This window comes from Xanthobacter wiegelii (genome assembly GCF_043193855.2).
GTDB classification, from domain to species: domain Bacteria; phylum Pseudomonadota; class Alphaproteobacteria; order Rhizobiales; family Xanthobacteraceae; genus Xanthobacter; species Xanthobacter flavus_A.
On the sequence record NZ_CM195529.1, the window covers coordinates 1,977,463 to 1,995,953 of the forward strand.

Here is an 18,491-nt window from a genome sequence, read left to right on the forward strand (position 1 = left end):
CCAAGCCCGCGCGGCGCTTGAGCACGCGCCGATCTGATTGCGTCGCAATCAGATCGGATCACGCGTTCTCTTTCTTGAGTTTAGAGGGCGATTCACCGATCAAGTTGATTCAACTTGATCGGATCGCGCTCTAGAGCGTCACCCGCTTGGCATCGGTCGAAGACCGAGGCCGACGGCATCAGTCCAGATCGGGAAAGACGTGCGCCCCGTCTGCGCCCAGCGGCAGGTCGCGCACCCAGCGCACGGCTGTGAGCGGCAGCGGCGCATAAAGGTGCGGGAAGAGGGCGCCGCCGCGCGAGGGCTCCCACTTCAGCGCCGCGCCCAGCGCCGCGACCTCCACCGCCACCAGCTTCAGGTCGGCCTGCCCGGCGAAGTGCTTCGCCGCCGTCTCGCGGGCCTGCGCGGCGGTGGAGAAATGGATGTAGCCGTCCGCAACATCCACCGGCGCGCCGGTGAACACGCGCGCGTGCTCGGCGGCGGCCCAGAGCGCGGCGGGGGCGATCTTGTAGATGAGCGGGGCGGCGGTCACGGGCGATGCTCCTCGGGCGTCCTTGGGGTGGGTCGGCGCCGCACATAGGCCGGGACGAACGAAAGGGCAACTGCGTTCGCCTTATGGTTGCATGCGGACTGAAGTCCTGTACAAATGGGGAACAAATTCATATTGTCCGCGCTTCAGGGGGCGCGGCGTTGCGCAGGGCGCCCGGTCCGCATCCGGATTCGCCGTCGAGCAAAGACCGTCGAGGCAAAGGCACGTCGAGGCAAGGAACGTCTTTCCCATGCTGACCCACGGTAAGATATGGCGTGCCGTCGACCAACTCGCCGAGCAGCACGGGCTTTCCACCTCCGGCCTCGCGCGGCGGGCGGGGCTCGATCCCACCACCTTCAACCGCTCCAAGCGCATCACCATTGACGGCCGCCCGCGCTGGCCCTCCACCGAGAGCATCGCCAAGGCGCTCGCCGCCACCGGCACCAGCCCGGAGCAGTTCTTCTCGCTGCTGGACGCCTCCGAGCGGCCGGCCCATGGCGGCGGCTTTGCCGAAGATGCGCCCGTCCCGGCGCCGCGCCCGCTCAACGCCATTCCGCAGATCGGTTTCGCCCAGGCCGGCTCCGGCGGCTTCTTCGACGATGCCGGCTTCCCGGTGGGCGCCGGCTGGGACGAGGTCGTCTTTCCCGATGTCCACGACGCCCACGCCTATGCGCTGGAGATCGCCGGCGATTCCATGGAGCCGGTCTATCGCGACGGCGACGTGGTGGTGGTCTCCCCCGCCTCCGAGCCGCGCCGCGGCGACCGGGTGGTGCTGAAGACCAGGGAGGGCGAGGTGCTGGCCAAGGAGCTTGTGCGCAAGACCACCCGCCACATCGAGCTGCGCTCCCTCAACCCCGCCCACGAGGACCGGCAGATTCCCCTCGATCAGGTGGACTGGATCGCGCGGATCGTGTGGGCGAGCCAGTAGGGACACAAAGCGGCTCGACGAGAGACATCGCTGTCGTGCTCCGGCTCGACCGGAGCACCCATCCCGACGTTTGTCCCGGCGGCGGAATGGGCCCTCCGGTCGAGCCGGAGGGCGACGGCCCACATCTGAGCGCGCCGCCCCCTCACCCCAAGAGCGCCTCCAGCGTCTCCAGCCGGTCCGCCTCGCCCGGCGGCTTGTCCCATCTGAGGCGCGCAATGCGGGGGAAGCGCATGGCGATGCCGGAGCGGTGGCGGGTGGAGCGGGCGAGGCCCTCGAAGGCCACTTCCAGCACCAGCCCTTCCTCCTTCTCGTGCACCACCTCGCGCACCGGGCCGAAGCGGTTGATGGTGGCGCGGCGCACGAAGGCGTCGATCTGCTTCAATTCCTCGTCGGTGAAGCCGAAATAGGCCTTGCCCACCGGCACCAGCACATCCTCGCCCTCGTCGCCGATGGTCCATACGCCGAAGGTGTAGTCCGAGTAGAAGGACGAGCGCTTGCCGTGCCCGCGCTGGGCATACATGAGCACCGCATCCACCGTGTGCGGATCGCGCTTCCACTTCCACCATGGCCCCTTGGGGCGGCCCGGCAGATAGGGGCTGTCCGCCCGCTTGATCATCACCCCTTCCACCGCCCCGGCATCCGCCCCCGCGCCGGCCGAGGCGGGGTCGCGGCGGGCGGCGGTCAGTTCCTCCCAGGTCGAGAAGGGCACCATGGGCGAGAGGTCGATGCGCGGGGTGTGGAGGCGGGCGACGAGCGCCTCCAGCCGGGCGCGGCGGGCGGCGAAGGGCTCTCCGCGCAAATCGTCCGTGCCGTCGACGAGCAAATCGTAGGCGCGGATGTGGGCGGGGAATTCCGCCAGCATCTTCACCGTCACCGTTTTGCGGTTCAGCCGCTGCTGCAGCACGTTGAAGGGCTCCACCTTGCCGTCGCGGACGATGAGCAGTTCGCCGTCCATGGCGCCGTCGAAGGCGATGGCCTCCGCCATATCCGGAAAGGCGCCGGAGATGTCTTCCCCCGTGCGCGAATAGAGCCGCACCACCCGCGCGCCGTCCGGGCCCGTGCCGGCGACGGCCTGCACGCGGATGCCGTCCCACTTCCATTCGGCCCGGAAATCGGTGGGGGCGAGAGCGGTGAAATCCGTCTCCTCGATGGCGTGGGCCAGCATCACCGGGCGGAACGGGGCGGGGTTGGTGGTTTCCGGCCGCGGGCCGCGCCCCTCCACCCAGGCGAACAGCTCCTGATAGGGCGGCTCAAGGCCGGGCCAGACCAGCTCCACCTCGTCCGGCGTGATATCTCCGAGGCTCGCCACGGCGGTCTTGGCGAGGCGCGCGGAGGCGCCCACGCGCATGGCGCCGGTGATGAGCTTCAGGAGCGCCCAGCGGCCGGTCTCGTCGAGGCCGTCCAGCCAGTCGGCGAGATGCCGGGGCAGGGACACCTTTGAGAAGGTGGAGAGGCCGTGGACGATCTCGGACAAGAGCGGCGCGTGGGGCCGCGCGCCCTCCGGCCGGGGCCACATGAGGGCGACGGTTTCCGAGAGGTCGCCCACATAATCGTAGGACATCTCGAACAGCACCGGGTCGGCCCGCTCGGCGATCAGCGCGCGCACCGCGCCGGGCTTGGCATTGGCAAACGACAGCGCCCCGGTGAGCGCCGCCAGCGCGAGCCCGCGCTCCGGGTCCGGCGTGGAGCGGAAATAGTCCGCCATGAGCCGGATCTTGGCATTGCGCCCGGCCTCGTAGGACATGCGATCGAGTAAAGCGGCGAAGCGGTTCATGGCTGCTTGCCTTGCCTAAACGCGACCGACGCTCCCTGACGCACCATTCGCTCCGCCGTCATGGCCCGGCTTGTCCGGGCCATCCACGCCTCCCTCGGCGGGGTGCCGGGCTTCGCGGCAGCCCTCTCGCGGCGCGGTGGATCCCCCGGACAAGCCGGGGGATGACAGCTGGAGAGATCGCGGTGCATGGCGCGCGTGCGAGAGTGCGCCGGCCCCTGCGATCGCAGCGCCATCCCCTCCGCCGTCATGGCCCGGCTTGTCCGGGCCATCCACGCCTCCCTCGGTGGGGTGCCGGGCTTCGCGGCAGCCCTCTCGCGGCGCGGTGGATCCCCCGGACAAGCCGGGGGATGACGGCTGGAGAGATCGCGGTGCATGGCGCGCGTGCGAGAGTGCGCCGGCCCCTGCGATCGCAATGCCACCCCCTCCGCCGTCATGGCCCGGCTTGTCCGGGCCATCCACGCCTCCCTCGGTGGGGTGCCGGGCTTCGCGGCAGCCCTCTCGCGGCGCGGTGGATCCCCCGGATAAGCCGGGGGATGACGGCTGGAGAAAGCGCGGTCAGGGCCGGGCAATGTCATCGTACAGATCCAGCCAGTGCGGATTTTCACGCTCGATGAGGTTCATCTTCCACTCGCGCGGCCATTTCTTCAGCCGTTTCTCGCGTGTGATGGCGGCGTAGGCTGTGTCATGCAGTTCGAAATAGACCAGCCTCTTGACGCCATAAGTTTTGGTGAAGCCTTTTGCGTCTTCGCCGCGGTGCTCGAAAGCCCTGCGCACAAGATCGTTCGTCATCCCGATGTAGAGCGTTCCATTGCGTTCGCTGGCGAGGATGTAGACGAAGAAGGCGGCGCTCATCCACCCGCCTCCTTCTCCCCATCCGCCGCCACCGCGGGCTCCTCATCCTCCTCTCCGTAACCGACCATGTGGAGGGGGCGGGCGCGGAGCTGGCGGGTGTGGGCCCAGTGGACGAGGGCGTCCTCGGCGCCGTGGGTCACCCACACTTCCTCGCAGCCGGTGGCGCGGATGGAGGCGGTGAGGCCATCCCAATCGGCGTGGTCCGACACCACGAGCGGCAGTTCCACGCCGCGCTGGCGGGCGCGGGCGCGCACGCGCATCCAGCCGGAGGCGAGCGAGGTGATGGGATCGGCGAAGCGGCGCGCCCAGATGTCCGTCATGGAGGAGGGCGGGGCGATGACGATGGCCCCGGCGAAGGCGGATTTCGGCGCGCCCTTCACCGGCAGGATCTCGCCGAACTCCATGCCGCAGCTCTGATAATAATCGGTGATGTTGACGAGCGCCCCGTGCACGTAGATGGGCGCGTCATGCCCCGCTTGGCGGATCAGCGCCATCATCCGCTGCGCCTTGCCGAGGGAATAGGCGCCGACGATGTGGGTGCGCTCGGGGAAGATGCGCACCGAGGCGAGCAGCTTGTCCACCTCGCCCGCCGCCGGGGGATGGCGGAACACCGGCAGGCCGAAGGTCGCCTCGCTGACGAAGACGTGGCAGCGAATGGGCTCGAACGGCGCGCAGGTGGGGTCGGCGGCGTCCTTGTAGTCGCCGGAGACGACGATCACGAGCCCGTCCTTCTCAAGGCGCACCTGCGCCGAGCCGAGCACGTGGCCGGCGGGATGGAGGCTGACTTTCACGCCGTTGATGGCGACCGCCTCGCCATAGGCCAGCGCCTGCGTCCCGCCGGCGAAATCCGCCCCCATGCGCAGGGCCATGATGTCCAGCGTCTCGCGGGTGGCGAGCACATGGGCGTGGCCGGCGCGGGCGTGGTCCGAATGGCCGTGGGTGATCACCGCCCGCGGCACGGCGCGCGTCGGGTCCACGTAGAAGTCGCCGATGGGGCTGTAGAGGCCCTTGGGCGAGGGGCAGAGGAGATCTTCCGGGCGCATCACGCTAACGGATCATTCGCCCGTCGTCCGCAAGCTTCCGCGAACATAACGCTGTGCCCCAAACGTCTCATCACCCAGGTTGGGCCGAGTTCATCCAGCTTTGCATAGCATGGATCATTTCGTGCATGGGATATTCACCGAGGTCTTCCTCAGATGCGCCGCGCTGGAGCTGATCATCAAGATACCACCCTTGGAAATCCTCATACCGTGCAAGAATGCGGCTTGGGCCAATGGGTTCCGCACCCGCCTGATGAACGAGCCAACTGCGGACGCGCTGAACTGCCTTCTGATGATTGCCGCCGTGTGCCTCTATGTCCCAGCCGGAAATATCAGACAGTGTTTTCTGAAAATCGTAGCGGGTGTCTTCCAGAACGAGCAGTTTCTTGTCACCGAGGTGAGCTGGGCCGAACTTTCGGCAGCCGAGGTCCAGCCCGAGCTCGAAAGGCATATTCATCCGGGCGAACTCTCCCGCAGATTGGGCGCGGCAACGGCGGATGTCGTGAATTGCAAATTTCGAAGTAAGGATGAGGTGAAGAATACGATCCAGTCGTGCAACGCCATTGTCTGGATTTTCTGGTGCCAGTCTCGGTGTAAATCCGAGAAATACAACGCAAAATGCAATTGCACGAAGAACAGGCTGATAAGCTGCATCAAAAGGGCAATTGATGAAGACCGATTTCTCGAACGGCGGCTCGGCCCCCGGCATTGTCATCCCTTGGCTGGAAAGCGGTCTTCTCCATAGGAATTGCGCGAACGGATCAGGCCATCGCGCCCATGGATGTAGACTTCCGTCTTTTTGGTCTTTGCAATTCGAACGGCGGCGGCGATGGCTTCCTCCTGCGTAGCATAGCGGCCCGATACGCGGGCGGATCCCGAAGAACGGACTGCCCACCCTCCCTCGCGGGGAACCACATGCTGACCTTTGGCGGCCATGCTGGAACTCCTCTGAACCTAGCTTGAGGGTAAGCGATATTCGCCCTTCGATCAATGAATCGCTCCGAGCCGAGCGAACAGCATGGGCGCGGCTTTTGAGGTAAGGACTATGCCCGCTATGTAAGTGCGGCCAACCATTTTACGAGGCCTCGACGGTGGTACCCTCGGCTATGATCTCCTCCTCCGGCGATCCCGTCCTCGACCGGCGGCTCGACTGGGCGCGCGCTTTCCTTGGCGAGCGGGATTTTGCCGCCGCCGCCGAGCTTCTGGCCGAGACGGTAGAGGCGGCGCCGACTTTCGCCGCCGCCTGGTTCCTGCTGGGCGAGGCGCGGGAAGGGCAGGGGGAAGGGGACGCCGCGCGGGAGGCCTATGGCCGGGCGTTGGCGCTCGATCCCGCCGACCGGCTCGGCGCCGGGCTCAGGCGGGCGCGGCTCGGGGATGGGACGGAAGGCGCGGAAGGAGCCATGTCGGCCGCCTATGTGCGGACCCTGTTCGACCAATATGCCGATCGCTTCGACACGGCGCTGCGCGAGAAACTCGCCTATCGCGGCCCCGAACTGCTGCTGGAAGCGGTGCGCGCCGCATGCACCGCGCAGGGCCGGGAGCTGCGCTTCGGCGCGGCGCTGGATCTCGGCTGCGGCACCGGCCTCGCCGGTGTGCTCTTCGCGCCGCTCGCGGAGCGGCTGGATGGGGTGGACCTCTCCCCCGCCATGCTGGAGAAGGCGCGCGCGCTCGGCCTCTACGCCGCGCTTGAAGCCGGCGAGATGGGCGCGGCGCTTCAGGCGGTGCCGGCCGGCAGCCTCGATCTCGTCATCGCCGCTGACGCGCTCTGCTATGTGGGCGACCTTGGCCCCATCTTCCACGCCGCCCGCGCCGCGCTGGCGCCGGACGGGCTCTTCGCCTTCACGCTGGAGACGCATGAGGGCGAGGGCGTGCTGCTGCGCGAGACGCTGCGCTATGCCCACGCGCAAGTGTATGTCCGCGCGCTGGCGGGGGAGGCAGGGCTTGCCCTCCTGCTGCTGGAGCAGGCCTCCACCCGTTCTGAGAAAGGTGCGCCGGTGCCGGGGCTCGTGGGGGTGGCATGCCGCGGATGATCCCCCGCGGCATGCCCGTCACAATCTGAGGTTCGATCCGCTGAGCGAGGTGACGCCGGTGAGCGCGATCGAAAGATCGGCGATCCGGTCGCCATTGGTGTCGCCCTGCAGCTGGCCGTTGGCCAATCTGAGCTCACCGGCTGTGCCGGAGAATTCGGCGGCGCCGACATAGACGAACGCATCGTTCGCGCTGCCGCCCACGCTGTTGGCGTCGATGGCGGTCAAGTCGATGACGTCGCCCGCGGCCGCGGAGAAGTCGCCGATGGTGTCGAAGGACGAGGCGCCGGAATCGCTGGTGGCCTTGTAGACGAACGTGTCTGCGCCGGCGTCCCCGAACAGCGTGTCCGCGCCGCCGAGACCGGTGATGGTGTCGTTGCCCGTGCCGCCTCGGATGACGTTGGCGAGGCCGTTGCCCGTGCCGGACAGCCCGGCCCCCACCAGCGTGAGGTTTTCCACGTCCGAACCCAGCGTGTAGCTGGAGAGATAGGACGTGACCGTATCGGTGCCGCCGCCGAAATACTCCGTCACCACATCCCCGGCGGCATTGACGACATAGGCGTCGTCGCCGGAACCGCCGATCATGGTGTCGTCGCCGGCGCCGCCGTCCAGCGTGTCGTTGCCCGCAAGGCCGTAGAGGGTGTCGTTGCCGGCGCCGCCCCTCAGGATGTCATTGCGGGTGCCGCCCTTGAGGGTGTTGACGAGGCCGTTGCCGTTGCCGGTGAAATCGCCGGAGCCGGTGTAGGTCAGGTTCTCCAGCTCCGCCGCAAGGCTGTAGGTGGAAAGCGACGTCTTCACCGTGTCCGTGCCGCCCCCGGCATATTCGATGATCGAGCCGCCGACATAATCGATGATGTAGGTGTCGTTGCCCGATCCGCCGATCCGCACGTCGTTGCCCGAACCGCTGTCGATGATGTCGTCGCCGGCGAGGCCGTAGATGGTGTCGTCTCCCGCACCGCTGGACAGGACATCGTTCGCGGCGCCCCCCTTCAGCACATTGTCGAGGGCGTTGCCGGTGCCGGTGAAGCTGCCCGTGCCGGTGTAGGTGAGGTTTTCCACCTCGGCGTCCAGCGTGAAGGCCGACAGGCTCGTGCGCACGGAGTCGGTCCCGCCGCCAGCATATTCGACGGTGGTGTCGCCGAGGGAATCCACGAAATAGAGGTCGTCGCCCGAGCCGCCGATCATGGCGTCGTTACCGGCTCCTCCATCGAGGGAGTCATTGCCGGCGAGGCCGTAGAGGGTGTCGTTGCCGCTGCCGCCGTACAGGGTGTCGTTGCTGCTGCCGCCCTTGAGCATGTTGTCGGCGCCGGTGCCGGTGCCGGTGAAGGCGCCCGTCCCGGTATAGGTGAGGTTCTCCACGTAGGTGCCGAGCGTGTAGGCGCCGAGCGTCGTGCGGACGGAATCGGTTCCCCCGACCGCACTTTCCGTGACCGTGTCGCCGATGGAATCGACATAATAGAGGTCATCGCCGGCGCCACCGATCATGGCGTCGTTGCCTGCGCCACCGTCGAGCAAGTCGTTGCCGTCGAGGCCATAGAGCGTGTCGTTGCCGCCGCCGCCGTATAGGGAATCGTTCCAGTTGCCGCCGCTGATGGTGTTCGCCAGGCTGTTGCCGGTGCCGGTGAACGCTGCTCCGGTGCTGGGGAAGGCGAAGGTGTAGGTGAGGTTCTCCACCTCGGCGCCGAGGGCGAAGGAGGTCAGCGTCGTCTGGACGGTGTCGGTGCCGCCGCCACTGTATTCGGTCACGACATCGCCGGTGGCGTCCACCACATAGGTGTCGTTGCCGGATCCGCCAATCATGGTGTCATTGCCCGAACCGCCGTCGAGCATGTCGTTGCCGGCGAGGCCGTAAAGCGTATCGTCCCCGTCACCACCGTACAGGGCATCGTTGCCGGTGCCGGCCTTCAGCACGTTCGCGAGCTTGTTGCCGGTGCCGGTGAAATCGCCGGATCCCGTGTAGGTGAGATTTTCCACCTCCTGCCTGAGCGTGTAAGTCGCCACGGACGCCCGGACCAGGTCGTTGCCGCCGTCGGAGTATTCGTAGACGCCGTCGTATGCGGAATCGACCAGATAGACGTCGTCGCCGGTCCCGCCCTCCAGGTGCTCGCCGCCGGTCCCGCCATCGAGCACGTCGTTGCCGGAGCCCCCATAGAGAGCGTCATTGCCCGCGCCGCCGTCGATTATGTCGCGGCCGGCCTGACCGTAGATGGTGTCATTGCCGTCACCACCCGACAGCGTGTCGTCGCCCGTGCCGCCCGTGATCTTGTTGGAGCTGGAATTACCCTCGCCGGTAAACGCGCCCGTGCCGGTGAACTTGAGCTGCTCGACGTTGGCGGGAAGCGCGTAGCTGGCAAGCGAGGTCAGCACGTAATCGGTGCCGCTGAAGGCCTGCTCCGTCACCACGTCGCCGACATCGTCCACCACATAGGTGTCGTTGCCGTCGCCTCCGGCCATGGTGTCGCTGCCCGCGCCGCCATCGAGCCAGTCCGCGCCGTTGCCTCCGGTCAGGGTGTCGTTGCCGGCGCCGCCGAGCAACTCGCCTGTCCAAACATCAGGGTCGAGGGTGAGGGTGTCGTTGCCCGCGCCGCCGGTGATCCTTCTCGTGCTCCCGGTGCCGATGCCGGTGAAATCACCGGTGCCCTCGTAAACGAGATACTCGACGTAGCTCGGCGGCGTGTAGGTGGAAAGGGACGTGCGGATGGTGTCGATGCCCTCGCCGTCGCGGTCATATTCGATCACCTGATCGCCGGCGCTGTCGACGATGAAGGTGTCGTTCCCGGTGCCGCCGTACATCGTGTCGTTGCCGGGGCCGCCCACGAGGAGATCGTCGCCCTCGAGGCCGCTGAGGATGTCATCGCCGCCGAGGCCGTAGATTTGGTCATTGCCGGACCCGCCGGTCAGGTCGTCGGGACCGTCGGTACCGATAATGGGTGCCGGATCGCTCATGGCTGCTCACGCTCCGTGTTCGCGGCTCGCACCTGACGGCCGCCGGTCCATTGAGATCACGGGGCGCGCCAGACACCCGCTCCCGCCCGGCTCGAACGCACCGGGACTGGACGCGGGGACGGCAGCGCGGCCCCGGGACGATCAGGAATGGTGACGAGTCTTGTTTTCCGGCACGCATCGCGCCGTGGCCGGGAACGCAGCGATGGAACGCCCGAACGCGGGTGAACCATCGCAGAGGGCCATGCTCGTTCCTGCCGCGAACCGTATCCTATGACCATCGCCCCTACAACCTTACGTCACGCCGCGCGCTCACGACGCCGCGCGGCGTCGCGGTGCTTCAGCGTTGCCGGGGGAGGGGTAGGCCGGCCCGGTCAGGCCACGGGCAGAGCGAAGGGCTCGCCCTCGAAGGCGTCGGCGCCGCGGCCGATGGCGTGGATGGCGGCGACCATCCGTCCCTCCCGCTTCAGCGCCGCATCGGCGAGGGAGACGATGCGCGGGTTGGGCGTCGCGGTGGGCGAGGCGTGGCGCAGGCGCTGGGCCAATTCCATCTCGTCGCGGTCCGGCAAGAGGGCGCACAGGGTGGCATAGGCGGCCGCCGTGGAGCGCGAGATGCCGGCGTAGCAATGGATCACCAGCGGCGTCTGGCGCGGCCAGGCGCGCACGAACTCGAACAGCTCGAGCATGTGCGCCTCGCCCGGCGCGACCAGTCCCTCGATCTCCTCGGCGATGTCGTTGATGCCGAGGAAGAGGTGGTTGGTGGGATCGACGTTGCTCGGCCGGGTCAGAACCGTGCCGCCGTTGATGAGGGTGATGACATGCCGCGCGCCGGTCGTTGCGACCGTATCGTGCAGCTTGGCGAGGGAGCAGACATGGATCATGGCGCAAGCTCCTCGAATCTCTTGAGGAAACGGGCTTTCGCCGTTTCCGCCTCCCAGGGGGTGAGATAATCCTTTTCCACCCCAGCGTCGAGGCGGGCGGGGCGGCCGAAGAAGGCTTTCGCCTCCTCCTCCGCGAATCCCGCCAGCCGCGTCGCCTCGAAATAGGCCGAGGCGCGGTCCGCCGCCTTGACGATCTTCAAAAGTTGATCGGGCCAGCCCACCGGCAGTGAAAAGCGCACGCAGATGGCACTGAGGAGGCGCGCCTCCACGGCCTTGTAGTCGCCCCCCAGAACGGCCTTGAAGGGGGAGATCATGTCGCCGATGACGTATTCCGGCGCATCGTGCAGCAGCACGCACAGGCGCCAGCGGGCGTCGAGGTCCGGATGGGTGCGGCGGGAAATCTTCTCCACCAGCAGGGAATGCTGCGCGACAGAGAAGATGTTGGCGCCCGAGGTCTGGCCGTTCCAGCGCGCCACGCGGGCGAGGCCGTGGGCGATGTCCTCGATCTCCACGTCGAGGGGGGAGGGGTCCAGCAGGTCGAGCCGGCGGCCGGAGAGCATGCGCTGCCACGCGCGCGGCGCGGCGCCGGCGCGGCGGGAGGTCTTTGGAAGGGGTTTGGCGGGGACGGCTGGCTCGGTCACGAATCGCGTGCTCCTCGGATCGGGGAAAGGTAAGCTCCGGCCGAAACGCCACAAGCCGCCCGTCACGGGTGGCCGCGACCCTTTCCGTTCCGGGATTTCTCATGTCCGACACCCTTGAGCGCGAGACGCCGGCCCTCCCGCCGGTGGAGGTGCGCCCGACGCTCGCCGCCAGCGCCGCCGTGTTCCGCGGCCCCCTCGTGCTGCTCGCCCGCCGTGCCGCCAATCCCGGTGCCGGTCTGTGGAGCCTGCCGGGCGGGCGTGTCGAGCCGGGCGAGACGGTGGCCGAGGCGGCCGTGCGCGAGGTGATGGAAGAGGTGGGCGTGGAGGCCGAGATCATCGGCCTCGCCGCCGCCCGCGACATCATCGTCCGCAACCGCGAGGGCGAGCTGAAGGCCCATTTCGTGGTGCTCGCCCATGCCGCCCGCTGGCGTGGCGGGGAGCCCATGCCCGGCGCGGAAGCGGCGGAAGTGGGCTGGTTTCGCATCAATGAGGTCGCCGGCCTCACCACCACCGAGGGGCTCGCCGAGGTGGTAGCCAAGGCCGCGCTCCTGATGGGCGAGATCTGAGCCGCGGGTTCGCCGCCCCCTTGACCGCGGACGGCGGGCGCCGCAGGAGTGGCGGTGGAACCATGCTGATGCGCGCGCTCTCTCTCCTTCTCGCCGCCGGCCTCCTGCTGGCCGGCCCTGAATCGTCCCGCGCCGCCGGACCGACGGAAGGCGCGGCGCCGCCCTATGACGGCGATTTGATGCGGCTCGCGGAAATCCTCGGCGCCCTGCATTACCTGCGGCCCCTGTGCGGCGTCACCGCCGAGGCGCAGCGCTGGCGCAACGAGATGCAGGCGCTGATCGACACCGAGCAGCCTTCGGAGACGCGCCGCACCAAGATCATCGCCAGCTTCAACCGCGGCTATTCCAGCTATGCCGAGGTCTATCGCAGCTGCACGCCGGCCGCGCGGATGGCGGTGGACCGCCAGCTTGACGAGGGCGGGCGCCTCACGCACGAAATCGTCGTGCGGTATGGGGGCAATTGACCGGTTCCGTGTTAACCTTTTGGTCAGAACTCGCCTGAATCGCCCTGCGTGAAGTGCTAGATATCCCGTGCGCCGTTCGGTTCTGCGGCGCGGAGGCAGCCAAACGTGTCCACCTTGACCAACCCCGTCATCGACCTGCCCGAAATCTCGGACATGGCCGCCGATGACCGTCACGCCGCTTTGACCTATCTGAACGATGCGTGGGTCGAGGCCGTGCGCGAGGGGCTGGACGAGGATTGCCTGGTGCAGGCCGCGCTCTTCACCGCTTTGCGCAGCCTCGTCGCCACCTATGGCGAGGCCGCGAGTTCCGAATATGTCGCGCGCGTCGCCGAGCGGGTCGCCGCCGGCGAATACACCGTGGTCAGCCGCTCGCACTGAGCGGCGCGGCGAGCCCCCTCGCCGTTCTGTCTTCGTCGCATTCCTCCCGCCGGGCCTCTCGCGAGCGCCCGGTTTTTCTTGTGTGCCGGCCCAAAAGAAAACCGGCGCCCCGAGGGACGCCGGTTTTGCCTTTTCGGGTTCGCCACCCACGTCCCGCACTGCCGTCATTCCCCGGCTTGTCCGGGGGATCCACGGTACGGCCGGGGTGGTCTTCGCCGCTCAAACCGCTCCATCGGCCCGGTGGATGGCCCGGACGAGCCGGGCCATGACGGTGACGATGAGGGAACGCCGGAGACTTGCCGCTCAGGCGGCGTGGCGCTTGTTCTGGCGGTTGCTGAAAAGAAAACCGGCGCCTCGAGGGACGCCGGTCTGGTCTTACTGTCGCTCCCGCCGACCTTTTCACCGCCGTCATCCCCCGGCTTGTCCGGGGGATCCACGGAGCGGCTGGGCCGGATATTCGCCGCTCAAACCGCTCCATCGGCCCGGTGGATGCCCCGGACGAGCCGGGGCATGACGGTGACGATGAAGGGCGTCTGAGACGTGCCGCTCAGGCGGCGTCGCGCTTGTTCTGGCGGTTGCTGATGAGGTCTTCCACCACGCCGGGATCGGCCAGCGTCGAGGTGTCGCCGAGGCTCTCGAACTGGTCTTCCGCGATCTTGCGCAGGATGCGGCGCATGATCTTGCCCGATCGGGTCTTGGGCAGGCCCGGCGCGAACTGGATCAGGTCGGGCGAGGCGATGGGGCCGATCTCCCGGCGCACCCACGCCACCAGTTCCTTGCGCAGCTCCTCGGTGGGTTCGACGCCGTCCATCAGGGTGACATAGGCATAGATGCCCTGGCCCTTGATGTCGTGCGGGAAGCCCACCACCGCCGCCTCGGACACCTTCGGATGGGCGACGAGGGCGCTTTCCACCTCCGCCGTGCCCATGCGGTGGCCGGAGACGTTGATCACGTCGTCCACGCGGCCGGTGATCCAGTAGAAGCCGTCCGCGTCGCGGCGGCAGCCGTCGCCCGTGAAGTACTTTCCGGGGTAGGTGGCGAAGTAGGTCTGCTCGAAGCGCTCATGGTCGCCATAGACCGTGCGCATCTGGCCCGGCCAGCTATCGGCGATCACGAGGTTGCCCTCGCAGGCGCCGTCCAGCACCTGGCCGGCCGCATCCACCACTTCCGGCTGCACGCCGAAGAAGGGACGGGTGGCCGAGCCGGGCTTGAGCTTCGTGGCGCCGGGCAGGGGGGTGATGAGGATGCCGCCGGTCTCGGTCTGCCACCACGTATCGACGATGGGGCAGCGCTCCTCGCCGACCACGCGGTAGTACCACTCCCAGGCCTCCGGATTGATGGGCTCGCCCACCGAGCCGAGCAGGCGCAGGGAGGCGCGCGAGGTCTTCTTCACCGGCTCCTCGCCCGCCTGCATCAGCGAGCGGATGGCGGTGGGGGCGGTGTAGAAGATCGACACCTGGTGCTTGTCGATCACGTCCCAGAAGCGGGACATGCTGGGATAGTTGGGGATGCCCTCGAACATCAGCGTGGTGGCGCCGTTCGCGAGCGGGCCGTAGACGATGTAGGAATGGCCCGTCACCCAGCCCACGTCGGCGGTGCACCAGTAGATGTCGCCGGGGTGATAGTCGAACACGTACTGATGCGTCATGGACGCATAGACGAGATAGCCGCCGGTGGTGTGCAGCACGCCCTTCGGCTTGCCGGTGGAGCCGGAGGTGTAGAGGATGAACAGCGGATCTTCCGCGTTCATGGGCTCGGCCGGGCACTCGTCCGTCACCATGGCGGCGGCTTCGTCGTAATAGACGTCGCGGCCGGGAACCATGTCCACCTTGCCGCCGGTGCGGCGCACCACGATCACGTGGTCCACGCCGCCCTCGATCTGGTTCACGGCCGCGTCCACATTGGCCTTCAGCGGCACCTTGCGGCCGCCGCGCAGGCCTTCGTCCGCGGTGATGACGACCTTCGAGCCGCAGTCGGCGATGCGCCCGCCGAGGCTGTCCGGGGAGAAGCCGCCGAACACGATGGAGTGAATGGCGCCGAGCCGCGCGCAGGCGAGCATGGCGAACGCCGCCTCGGGGATCATCGGCAGATAGATGGTGACGCGGTCGCCCTTCTCCACGCCGCGGTTGCGCAGCACGTTGGCGAGCTTGTTCACCTCGGAGGAGAGTTCGCGATAGGTGATCTTGCGGCTCTCGTCGGGGCTGTCGCCCTCCCAGATGATGGCCACCTGGTCGCCGCGGGTCTCGAGATGCCGGTCCACGCAATTGTAGGCGACGTTGGTGACGCCGTCCTCGAACCACTTGATGGAGACGTGGCCGGGATCATACGAGGTGTTCTTCACCTTCGTGTAGGGCGTGAACCAGTCGATCCGCTTGCCGTGCTCGCCCCAGAAGGCGTTCGGGTCGTTGACCGAGGCGGCATACATGGATTGATAGTGCGCGTCGTCCACATAGGCCTTCTGGGCCCACTGGGACGGAACGTCATAAACCTTGTCGGACATTTTCAAGCCTCCCTCGCGCGGACTGCTTCGTCCGCTGTCCATCGTTCACGGCGGTACCCGCCTTGGTTGGGGCGGATTATGCTGAGCGCCTCGACGCTCCACAAGGCACCGCCCAGCCAGACTTTGGGCTCATAGCCCTTGGTTGGCCCCGGGCATTGCCGGGGAATCGTGACGGGCGCTGCAACACCCTGCGCCGCGATGTCATGCACCGCGACCCTTCCGGCGGGCGTATAGACGGGGCTGCCCGCGATCGGCCGCGGCGCCTCAAGGAAACGCCCGATGGACCTCTGGACCCGTCTTCTCGTCCTTCTTGCCGGCCTGTTCGGGGCGGCCGGCGTCGCCGCCTCGGCGGCTGCGGCCCATGTGGGCGGCGGACCCAATCTGGAAACCGCCGCGCACTTCCTGCTGTTCAACGCTGCCGCGCTGGCCGCGCTGGTGGCCCTTGCCCTTCAGCTCACCCGTGGCGGCGTGCTGCTGAAGGTGGGGGCAAGCGCCATCGCGCTCGGCACGCTTCTGTTTTCGGGCGATCTGGCGGCGCGGGCCTTGATGGATGTCAAGCTCCTGGGCGGCAGCGCGCCGTTCGGTGGCAGCCTGATGATCCTCGGCTGGCTGACGGTGGCGGCGACCGCGCTGCTGGCGCGGCGGCGCTGAGGCGCATCAGGACGTTCGCGCGGCGGCGCGGGCCTCGGCGCGGTCGATCAGGACATCCAGCGCGTCCGTGCCATCGAGGACGAGGCGGACGGGCAGGGTGGCGATGCCGTCCCCGACCTCGGGTGCCAGCCGCACGTGATCCTTCTGCGTCGTCACGAGCCGCGCCCCGCGCCGCGCCGCGTCCGCCGCGAGGCGGGCGATCTCCTCGGGCCGGTAGGGATGGTGGTCGGCGAAGGCATGGCGGGCGACCACCGTCAGGCCGCAGGCTTCCAGCGTGGCGAAGAACTTCTCCGGCCGTCCGATGCCGGCGAAGGCGATTAGCGGCATGCCCTCCAGCGCCGCGATGGCCGCAGGCTCCGGCGCGAGATGCCCGCGCAAAACGGGAAGCCCCGCCGCGCGCGCCGCGACGGCCACCCGCTCACCCGGCGCACCATCGCCGATCACCAGTACCGCGTCGGCCTTGGCGAGCTGCGGCGCCAGCGGGGCGCGCAGGGGACCGGACGGGGTGACTTGGCCGTTGCCCACACCCACGCCGGCGTCGATGACCAGCAGCGCGCTGTCCTTGTTGAGCGAGGGATTCTGGAACCCGTCGTCCATCACCACATGGCTCGCGCCCTGCGCCACCGCGAGCCGCGCCCCACCCAGGCGATCGCCACCGGCGACGATGGTGGGCGCGTGGCGGGCGAGCAGCAGGGCCTCGTCGCCCACGTCCGCCGCGCCGTGGGCGGCGGGATCGACGCGAAGGGGGGCCTTGGCCTTGCCGCCATGCCCGCGCAGCAGCGCGAACGGCCGCGCGCCGCGCGCCTTGAGCCGCTCGATGAGGGCGATGGCGGTGGGCGTCTTGCCCGCGCCGCCAACGGTGGGATTGCCGATGCAGATCACCGGCACGTCCACCGTGCCGCCGGCCTGCCCGAGCCGGCGCAGCGCGACGCCGCCGATCACCGCCGCCACCGGAGAGAGCAGGGCGGCGGCAAGGCCGGGCCGGTCGCGCCACCAGAAGGCGGGCGCGCGCAGCATCAGCGGGCCTGCAGGCGGATATGGACCAGATAGGGCTCGATGGCGGCGAGCGTGCGGTCTAGCGCGCCGCCCAGCGATGTCACGGCCGCATGGGCGGCATCCGCCATTTCGCCGTGCAGTTGCGGGTCCTTGATGAGGGCATAGGCGGCGCGGGCGATGCCCAGCGCGTCGGTCACTTCCGCCGCGCCTTCGTCGGCATCGAGCCGCTCGTAGATGTTGGCGAAGTTCCACACATGCGGCCCATGCAGCACCACCGCCCCGAGCTTCGCGGGCTCGATGGGGTTCTGCCCGCCATGCTCCACCAGCGAGCCACCCATGAAGACCACGGGCGCCATGCGGTAGAACAGGCCCAGTTCGCCGATGGTGTCGGCGATGTAGATGTCGGTCTCTTTGTCCGGCAGCTCGCCGAGGCTGCGCTGACGGGTGGCGAGGTCCGCCGCCTGGGCGAGCGCCGCCACATCAAGCCCGCGCTCGGGATGGCGGGGGGCGATGACGGTGACCAGCTCAGGGATCTTCGAGGTGAGGATCTCGTGCGCCTCGATCATCAGCGCCTCCTCGCCCTCATGGGTGGAGGCGGCCAGCAGGATCGGCCGCTTGCCGAGCGCCTTGTCCAGCCGCTGCAATTCGGCCGGGTCGGCGGAGGGGGCCGGCACGTCGAATTTCAGATTGCCGCACACTTCCACGCGTGGCGTGCCCAGCGCCCGGAATCGCGCGCCATCCTCCTCGCTCTGGGCGAGGCACAAATCGACGCGGGAGAGCAGCGCCCGCGCGCTCTTGGGCAGCTTCCCCCAGCGCCTGGCGGAACGCTCGGAGAGCCGGCCGTTGATGAGCACGATGGGCGTTCCCCGCCGGCCAAGCTCGGAGAGCAGGTTCGGCCAGAGTTCGGATTCGGCCAGCAACACGAGGTCCGGCGCCCAATGGTCGAGGAAGCGGGCGACGAAGGCCCGCGCATCCAGAGGCACGAACTGGTGGATGACGCCGGGCGGCGCCCGCCGCTCGGCCACCCGGCTGGAGGTGAGCGTGCCGGAGGTGAGCAGCACGCGGAAGCCGCGCTGGGTCAGCCGCTCGATCAGCGGCAGGACGGAAATGACCTCGCCGACGCTGGCGCCATGCACCCACACCATAGGGCCGGGGGGACGCTCGGTGCTGGCATAGCCGCGCCGCTCGGCGAGACGCGCGGGATCCTCCTTGCCCTTGCGGACACGGTAGGACAGCCAGGCCGGAGCCAGCAGCGACGCCACGGAACTCGCCCGCCGGTAGGCGCGCAGAGTGATGGGCAGCTTGCGCCCCTTCATGCCGGCGC

18 protein-coding genes are annotated in these 18,491 nt (G+C 68.4%); 6 read left to right on the forward strand and 12 right to left on the reverse strand.

From position 1 onward, the window contains the following. Positions 1-178: 178 nt before the first annotated feature. Positions 179-529: a DUF952 domain-containing protein gene (locus V5F63_RS09125; RefSeq protein WP_394029362.1), complete on the reverse strand. Its 351-nt coding sequence runs from the start codon at positions 527-529 to the stop codon at positions 179-181. Between the two features lie 247 nt (positions 530-776). Here V5F63_RS09125 and V5F63_RS09130 point away from each other — a divergent pair, with 247 nt between their 5' ends. Next, entirely contained in the window at positions 777-1,454 is a 678-nt protein-coding gene (locus V5F63_RS09130) for a LexA family transcriptional regulator (protein WP_394029361.1), read from the forward strand. Positions 1,455-1,596: 142 nt separating this feature from the next. Here the strand turns inward: V5F63_RS09130 and V5F63_RS09135 are convergent, their stop codons facing one another. From V5F63_RS09135 to V5F63_RS09155, 5 genes are all read right to left on the reverse strand, one after another. Beyond that, entirely contained in the window at positions 1,597-3,228 is a 1,632-nt protein-coding gene (locus tag V5F63_RS09135) for a cisplatin damage response ATP-dependent DNA ligase (RefSeq protein ID WP_394102231.1), read from the reverse strand. A gap of 555 nt (positions 3,229-3,783) precedes the next feature. Beyond that, a complete protein-coding gene (locus V5F63_RS09140; RefSeq protein ID WP_394102232.1) occupies positions 3,784-4,080 on the reverse strand; it encodes a GIY-YIG nuclease family protein in 297 nt (98 codons plus the stop codon). Continuing rightward, entirely contained in the window at positions 4,077-5,123 is a 1,047-nt protein-coding gene (locus tag V5F63_RS09145) for a ligase-associated DNA damage response exonuclease (RefSeq protein WP_394102315.1), read from the reverse strand. Before V5F63_RS09145 ends, V5F63_RS09140 begins: the two co-directional genes overlap by 4 nt. A gap of 70 nt (positions 5,124-5,193) precedes the next feature. Continuing rightward, positions 5,194-5,829, reverse strand: a complete 636-nt coding sequence (locus V5F63_RS09150; protein ID WP_394102233.1) for a hypothetical protein — start codon at positions 5,827-5,829, stop codon at positions 5,194-5,196. Positions 5,830-5,831: 2 nt separating this feature from the next. Beyond that, positions 5,832-6,056 (reverse strand): DUF2188 domain-containing protein, encoded by a 225-nt coding sequence (locus V5F63_RS09155; RefSeq protein WP_394102234.1) that lies wholly within the window; start codon positions 6,054-6,056, stop codon positions 5,832-5,834. 170 nt (positions 6,057-6,226) lie between these two features. Between V5F63_RS09155 and V5F63_RS09160 the strand changes: the two genes are divergently transcribed. After that, entirely contained in the window at positions 6,227-7,150 is a 924-nt protein-coding gene (locus tag V5F63_RS09160) for a methyltransferase domain-containing protein (protein WP_394102235.1), read from the forward strand. A gap of 18 nt (positions 7,151-7,168) precedes the next feature. Here V5F63_RS09160 and V5F63_RS09165 read toward each other — a convergent pair whose 3' ends face one another. From V5F63_RS09165 to V5F63_RS09175, 3 genes are all read right to left on the reverse strand, one after another. After that, complete coding sequence (locus V5F63_RS09165) at positions 7,169-10,093, reverse strand: hypothetical protein (protein WP_394102236.1); 2,925 nt, start codon at positions 10,091-10,093, stop codon at positions 7,169-7,171. A gap of 371 nt (positions 10,094-10,464) precedes the next feature. Next, positions 10,465-10,971, reverse strand: a complete 507-nt coding sequence (locus V5F63_RS09170) for a tyrosine phosphatase family protein (protein ID WP_209488745.1) — start codon at positions 10,969-10,971, stop codon at positions 10,465-10,467. Then, positions 10,968-11,531, reverse strand: coding sequence for an HD domain-containing protein (locus V5F63_RS09175; RefSeq protein ID WP_169121510.1), 564 nt, complete (start codon positions 11,529-11,531; stop codon positions 10,968-10,970). Before V5F63_RS09175 ends, V5F63_RS09170 begins: the two co-directional genes overlap by 4 nt. A 182-nt stretch (positions 11,532-11,713) precedes the next feature. On the opposite strand from V5F63_RS09175, the gene V5F63_RS09180 reads away from it, so the two are divergent. The 3 genes from V5F63_RS09180 (at position 11,714) to V5F63_RS09190 (ending at position 13,020) form a co-directional block, all read left to right on the forward strand. Next, positions 11,714-12,178: an NUDIX hydrolase gene (locus tag V5F63_RS09180; protein ID WP_209488746.1), complete on the forward strand. Its 465-nt coding sequence runs from the start codon at positions 11,714-11,716 to the stop codon at positions 12,176-12,178. 62 nt (positions 12,179-12,240) lie between these two features. Beyond that, on the forward strand, positions 12,241-12,642 hold the full coding sequence (locus tag V5F63_RS09185) for a TIGR02301 family protein (protein WP_209488747.1): 402 nt from the start codon (positions 12,241-12,243) through the stop codon (positions 12,640-12,642). A gap of 105 nt (positions 12,643-12,747) precedes the next feature. Beyond that, on the forward strand, positions 12,748-13,020 hold the full coding sequence (locus V5F63_RS09190) for a hypothetical protein (RefSeq protein WP_229645783.1): 273 nt from the start codon (positions 12,748-12,750) through the stop codon (positions 13,018-13,020). Between the two features lie 547 nt (positions 13,021-13,567). Here V5F63_RS09190 and acs read toward each other — a convergent pair. After that, positions 13,568-15,520: an acetate--CoA ligase gene (acs, locus tag V5F63_RS09195; RefSeq protein ID WP_394029356.1), complete on the reverse strand. Its 1,953-nt coding sequence runs from the start codon at positions 15,518-15,520 to the stop codon at positions 13,568-13,570. Between the two features lie 279 nt (positions 15,521-15,799). Between acs and V5F63_RS09200 the strand changes: the two genes are divergently transcribed. Next, positions 15,800-16,171, forward strand: a complete 372-nt coding sequence (locus V5F63_RS09200) for a DUF423 domain-containing protein (RefSeq protein ID WP_209488749.1) — start codon at positions 15,800-15,802, stop codon at positions 16,169-16,171. A 6-nt stretch (positions 16,172-16,177) separates the two neighbouring features. Here the strand turns inward: V5F63_RS09200 and lpxK are convergent, their stop codons facing one another. Together lpxK and V5F63_RS09210 are read right to left on the reverse strand one after the other, a co-directional pair. Then, positions 16,178-17,185, reverse strand: a complete 1,008-nt coding sequence (lpxK, locus tag V5F63_RS09205) for a tetraacyldisaccharide 4'-kinase (protein WP_394102316.1) — start codon at positions 17,183-17,185, stop codon at positions 16,178-16,180. Positions 17,186-17,187: 2 nt separating this feature from the next. Then, positions 17,188-18,483 (reverse strand): 3-deoxy-D-manno-octulosonic acid transferase, encoded by a 1,296-nt coding sequence (locus V5F63_RS09210; RefSeq protein WP_209488750.1) that lies wholly within the window; start codon positions 18,481-18,483, stop codon positions 17,188-17,190. Positions 18,484-18,491 lie beyond the last annotated feature (8 nt).

What these genes read in the sequence shown, in the direction of transcription:
- V5F63_RS09140 (WP_394102232.1), bottom strand. Translation starts at nt 4,080, where the DNA reads ATGAGCGCCGCCTTCTTCGTCTACATCCTCGCCAGCGAACGCAATGGA.
- V5F63_RS09145 (WP_394102315.1), bottom strand. Translation starts at nt 5,123, where the DNA reads ATGCGCCCGGAAGATCTCCTCTGCCCCTCGCCCAAGGGCCTCTACAGC.
- V5F63_RS09130 (WP_394029361.1), top strand. Translation starts at nt 777, where the DNA reads ATGCTGACCCACGGTAAGATATGGCGTGCCGTCGACCAACTCGCCGAG.
- V5F63_RS09175 (WP_169121510.1), bottom strand. Translation starts at nt 11,531, where the DNA reads ATGCTCTCCGGCCGCCGGCTCGACCTGCTGGACCCCTCCCCCCTCGAC.
- V5F63_RS09210 (WP_209488750.1), bottom strand. Translation starts at nt 18,483, where the DNA reads ATGAAGGGGCGCAAGCTGCCCATCACTCTGCGCGCCTACCGGCGGGCG.
- V5F63_RS09135 (WP_394102231.1), bottom strand. Translation starts at nt 3,228, where the DNA reads ATGAACCGCTTCGCCGCTTTACTCGATCGCATGTCCTACGAGGCCGGG.
- V5F63_RS09170 (WP_209488745.1), bottom strand. Translation starts at nt 10,971, where the DNA reads ATGATCCATGTCTGCTCCCTCGCCAAGCTGCACGATACGGTCGCAACG.
- V5F63_RS09200 (WP_209488749.1), top strand. Translation starts at nt 15,800, where the DNA reads ATGGACCTCTGGACCCGTCTTCTCGTCCTTCTTGCCGGCCTGTTCGGG.
- V5F63_RS09160 (WP_394102235.1), top strand. Translation starts at nt 6,227, where the DNA reads ATGATCTCCTCCTCCGGCGATCCCGTCCTCGACCGGCGGCTCGACTGG.
- V5F63_RS09155 (WP_394102234.1), bottom strand. Translation starts at nt 6,056, where the DNA reads ATGGCCGCCAAAGGTCAGCATGTGGTTCCCCGCGAGGGAGGGTGGGCA.
- V5F63_RS09150 (WP_394102233.1), bottom strand. Translation starts at nt 5,829, where the DNA reads ATGCCGGGGGCCGAGCCGCCGTTCGAGAAATCGGTCTTCATCAATTGC.
- V5F63_RS09180 (WP_209488746.1), top strand. Translation starts at nt 11,714, where the DNA reads ATGTCCGACACCCTTGAGCGCGAGACGCCGGCCCTCCCGCCGGTGGAG.
- acs (WP_394029356.1), bottom strand. Translation starts at nt 15,520, where the DNA reads ATGTCCGACAAGGTTTATGACGTTCCGTCCCAGTGGGCCCAGAAGGCC.
- V5F63_RS09165 (WP_394102236.1), bottom strand. Translation starts at nt 10,093, where the DNA reads ATGAGCGATCCGGCACCCATTATCGGTACCGACGGTCCCGACGACCTG.
- V5F63_RS09185 (WP_209488747.1), top strand. Translation starts at nt 12,241, where the DNA reads ATGCTGATGCGCGCGCTCTCTCTCCTTCTCGCCGCCGGCCTCCTGCTG.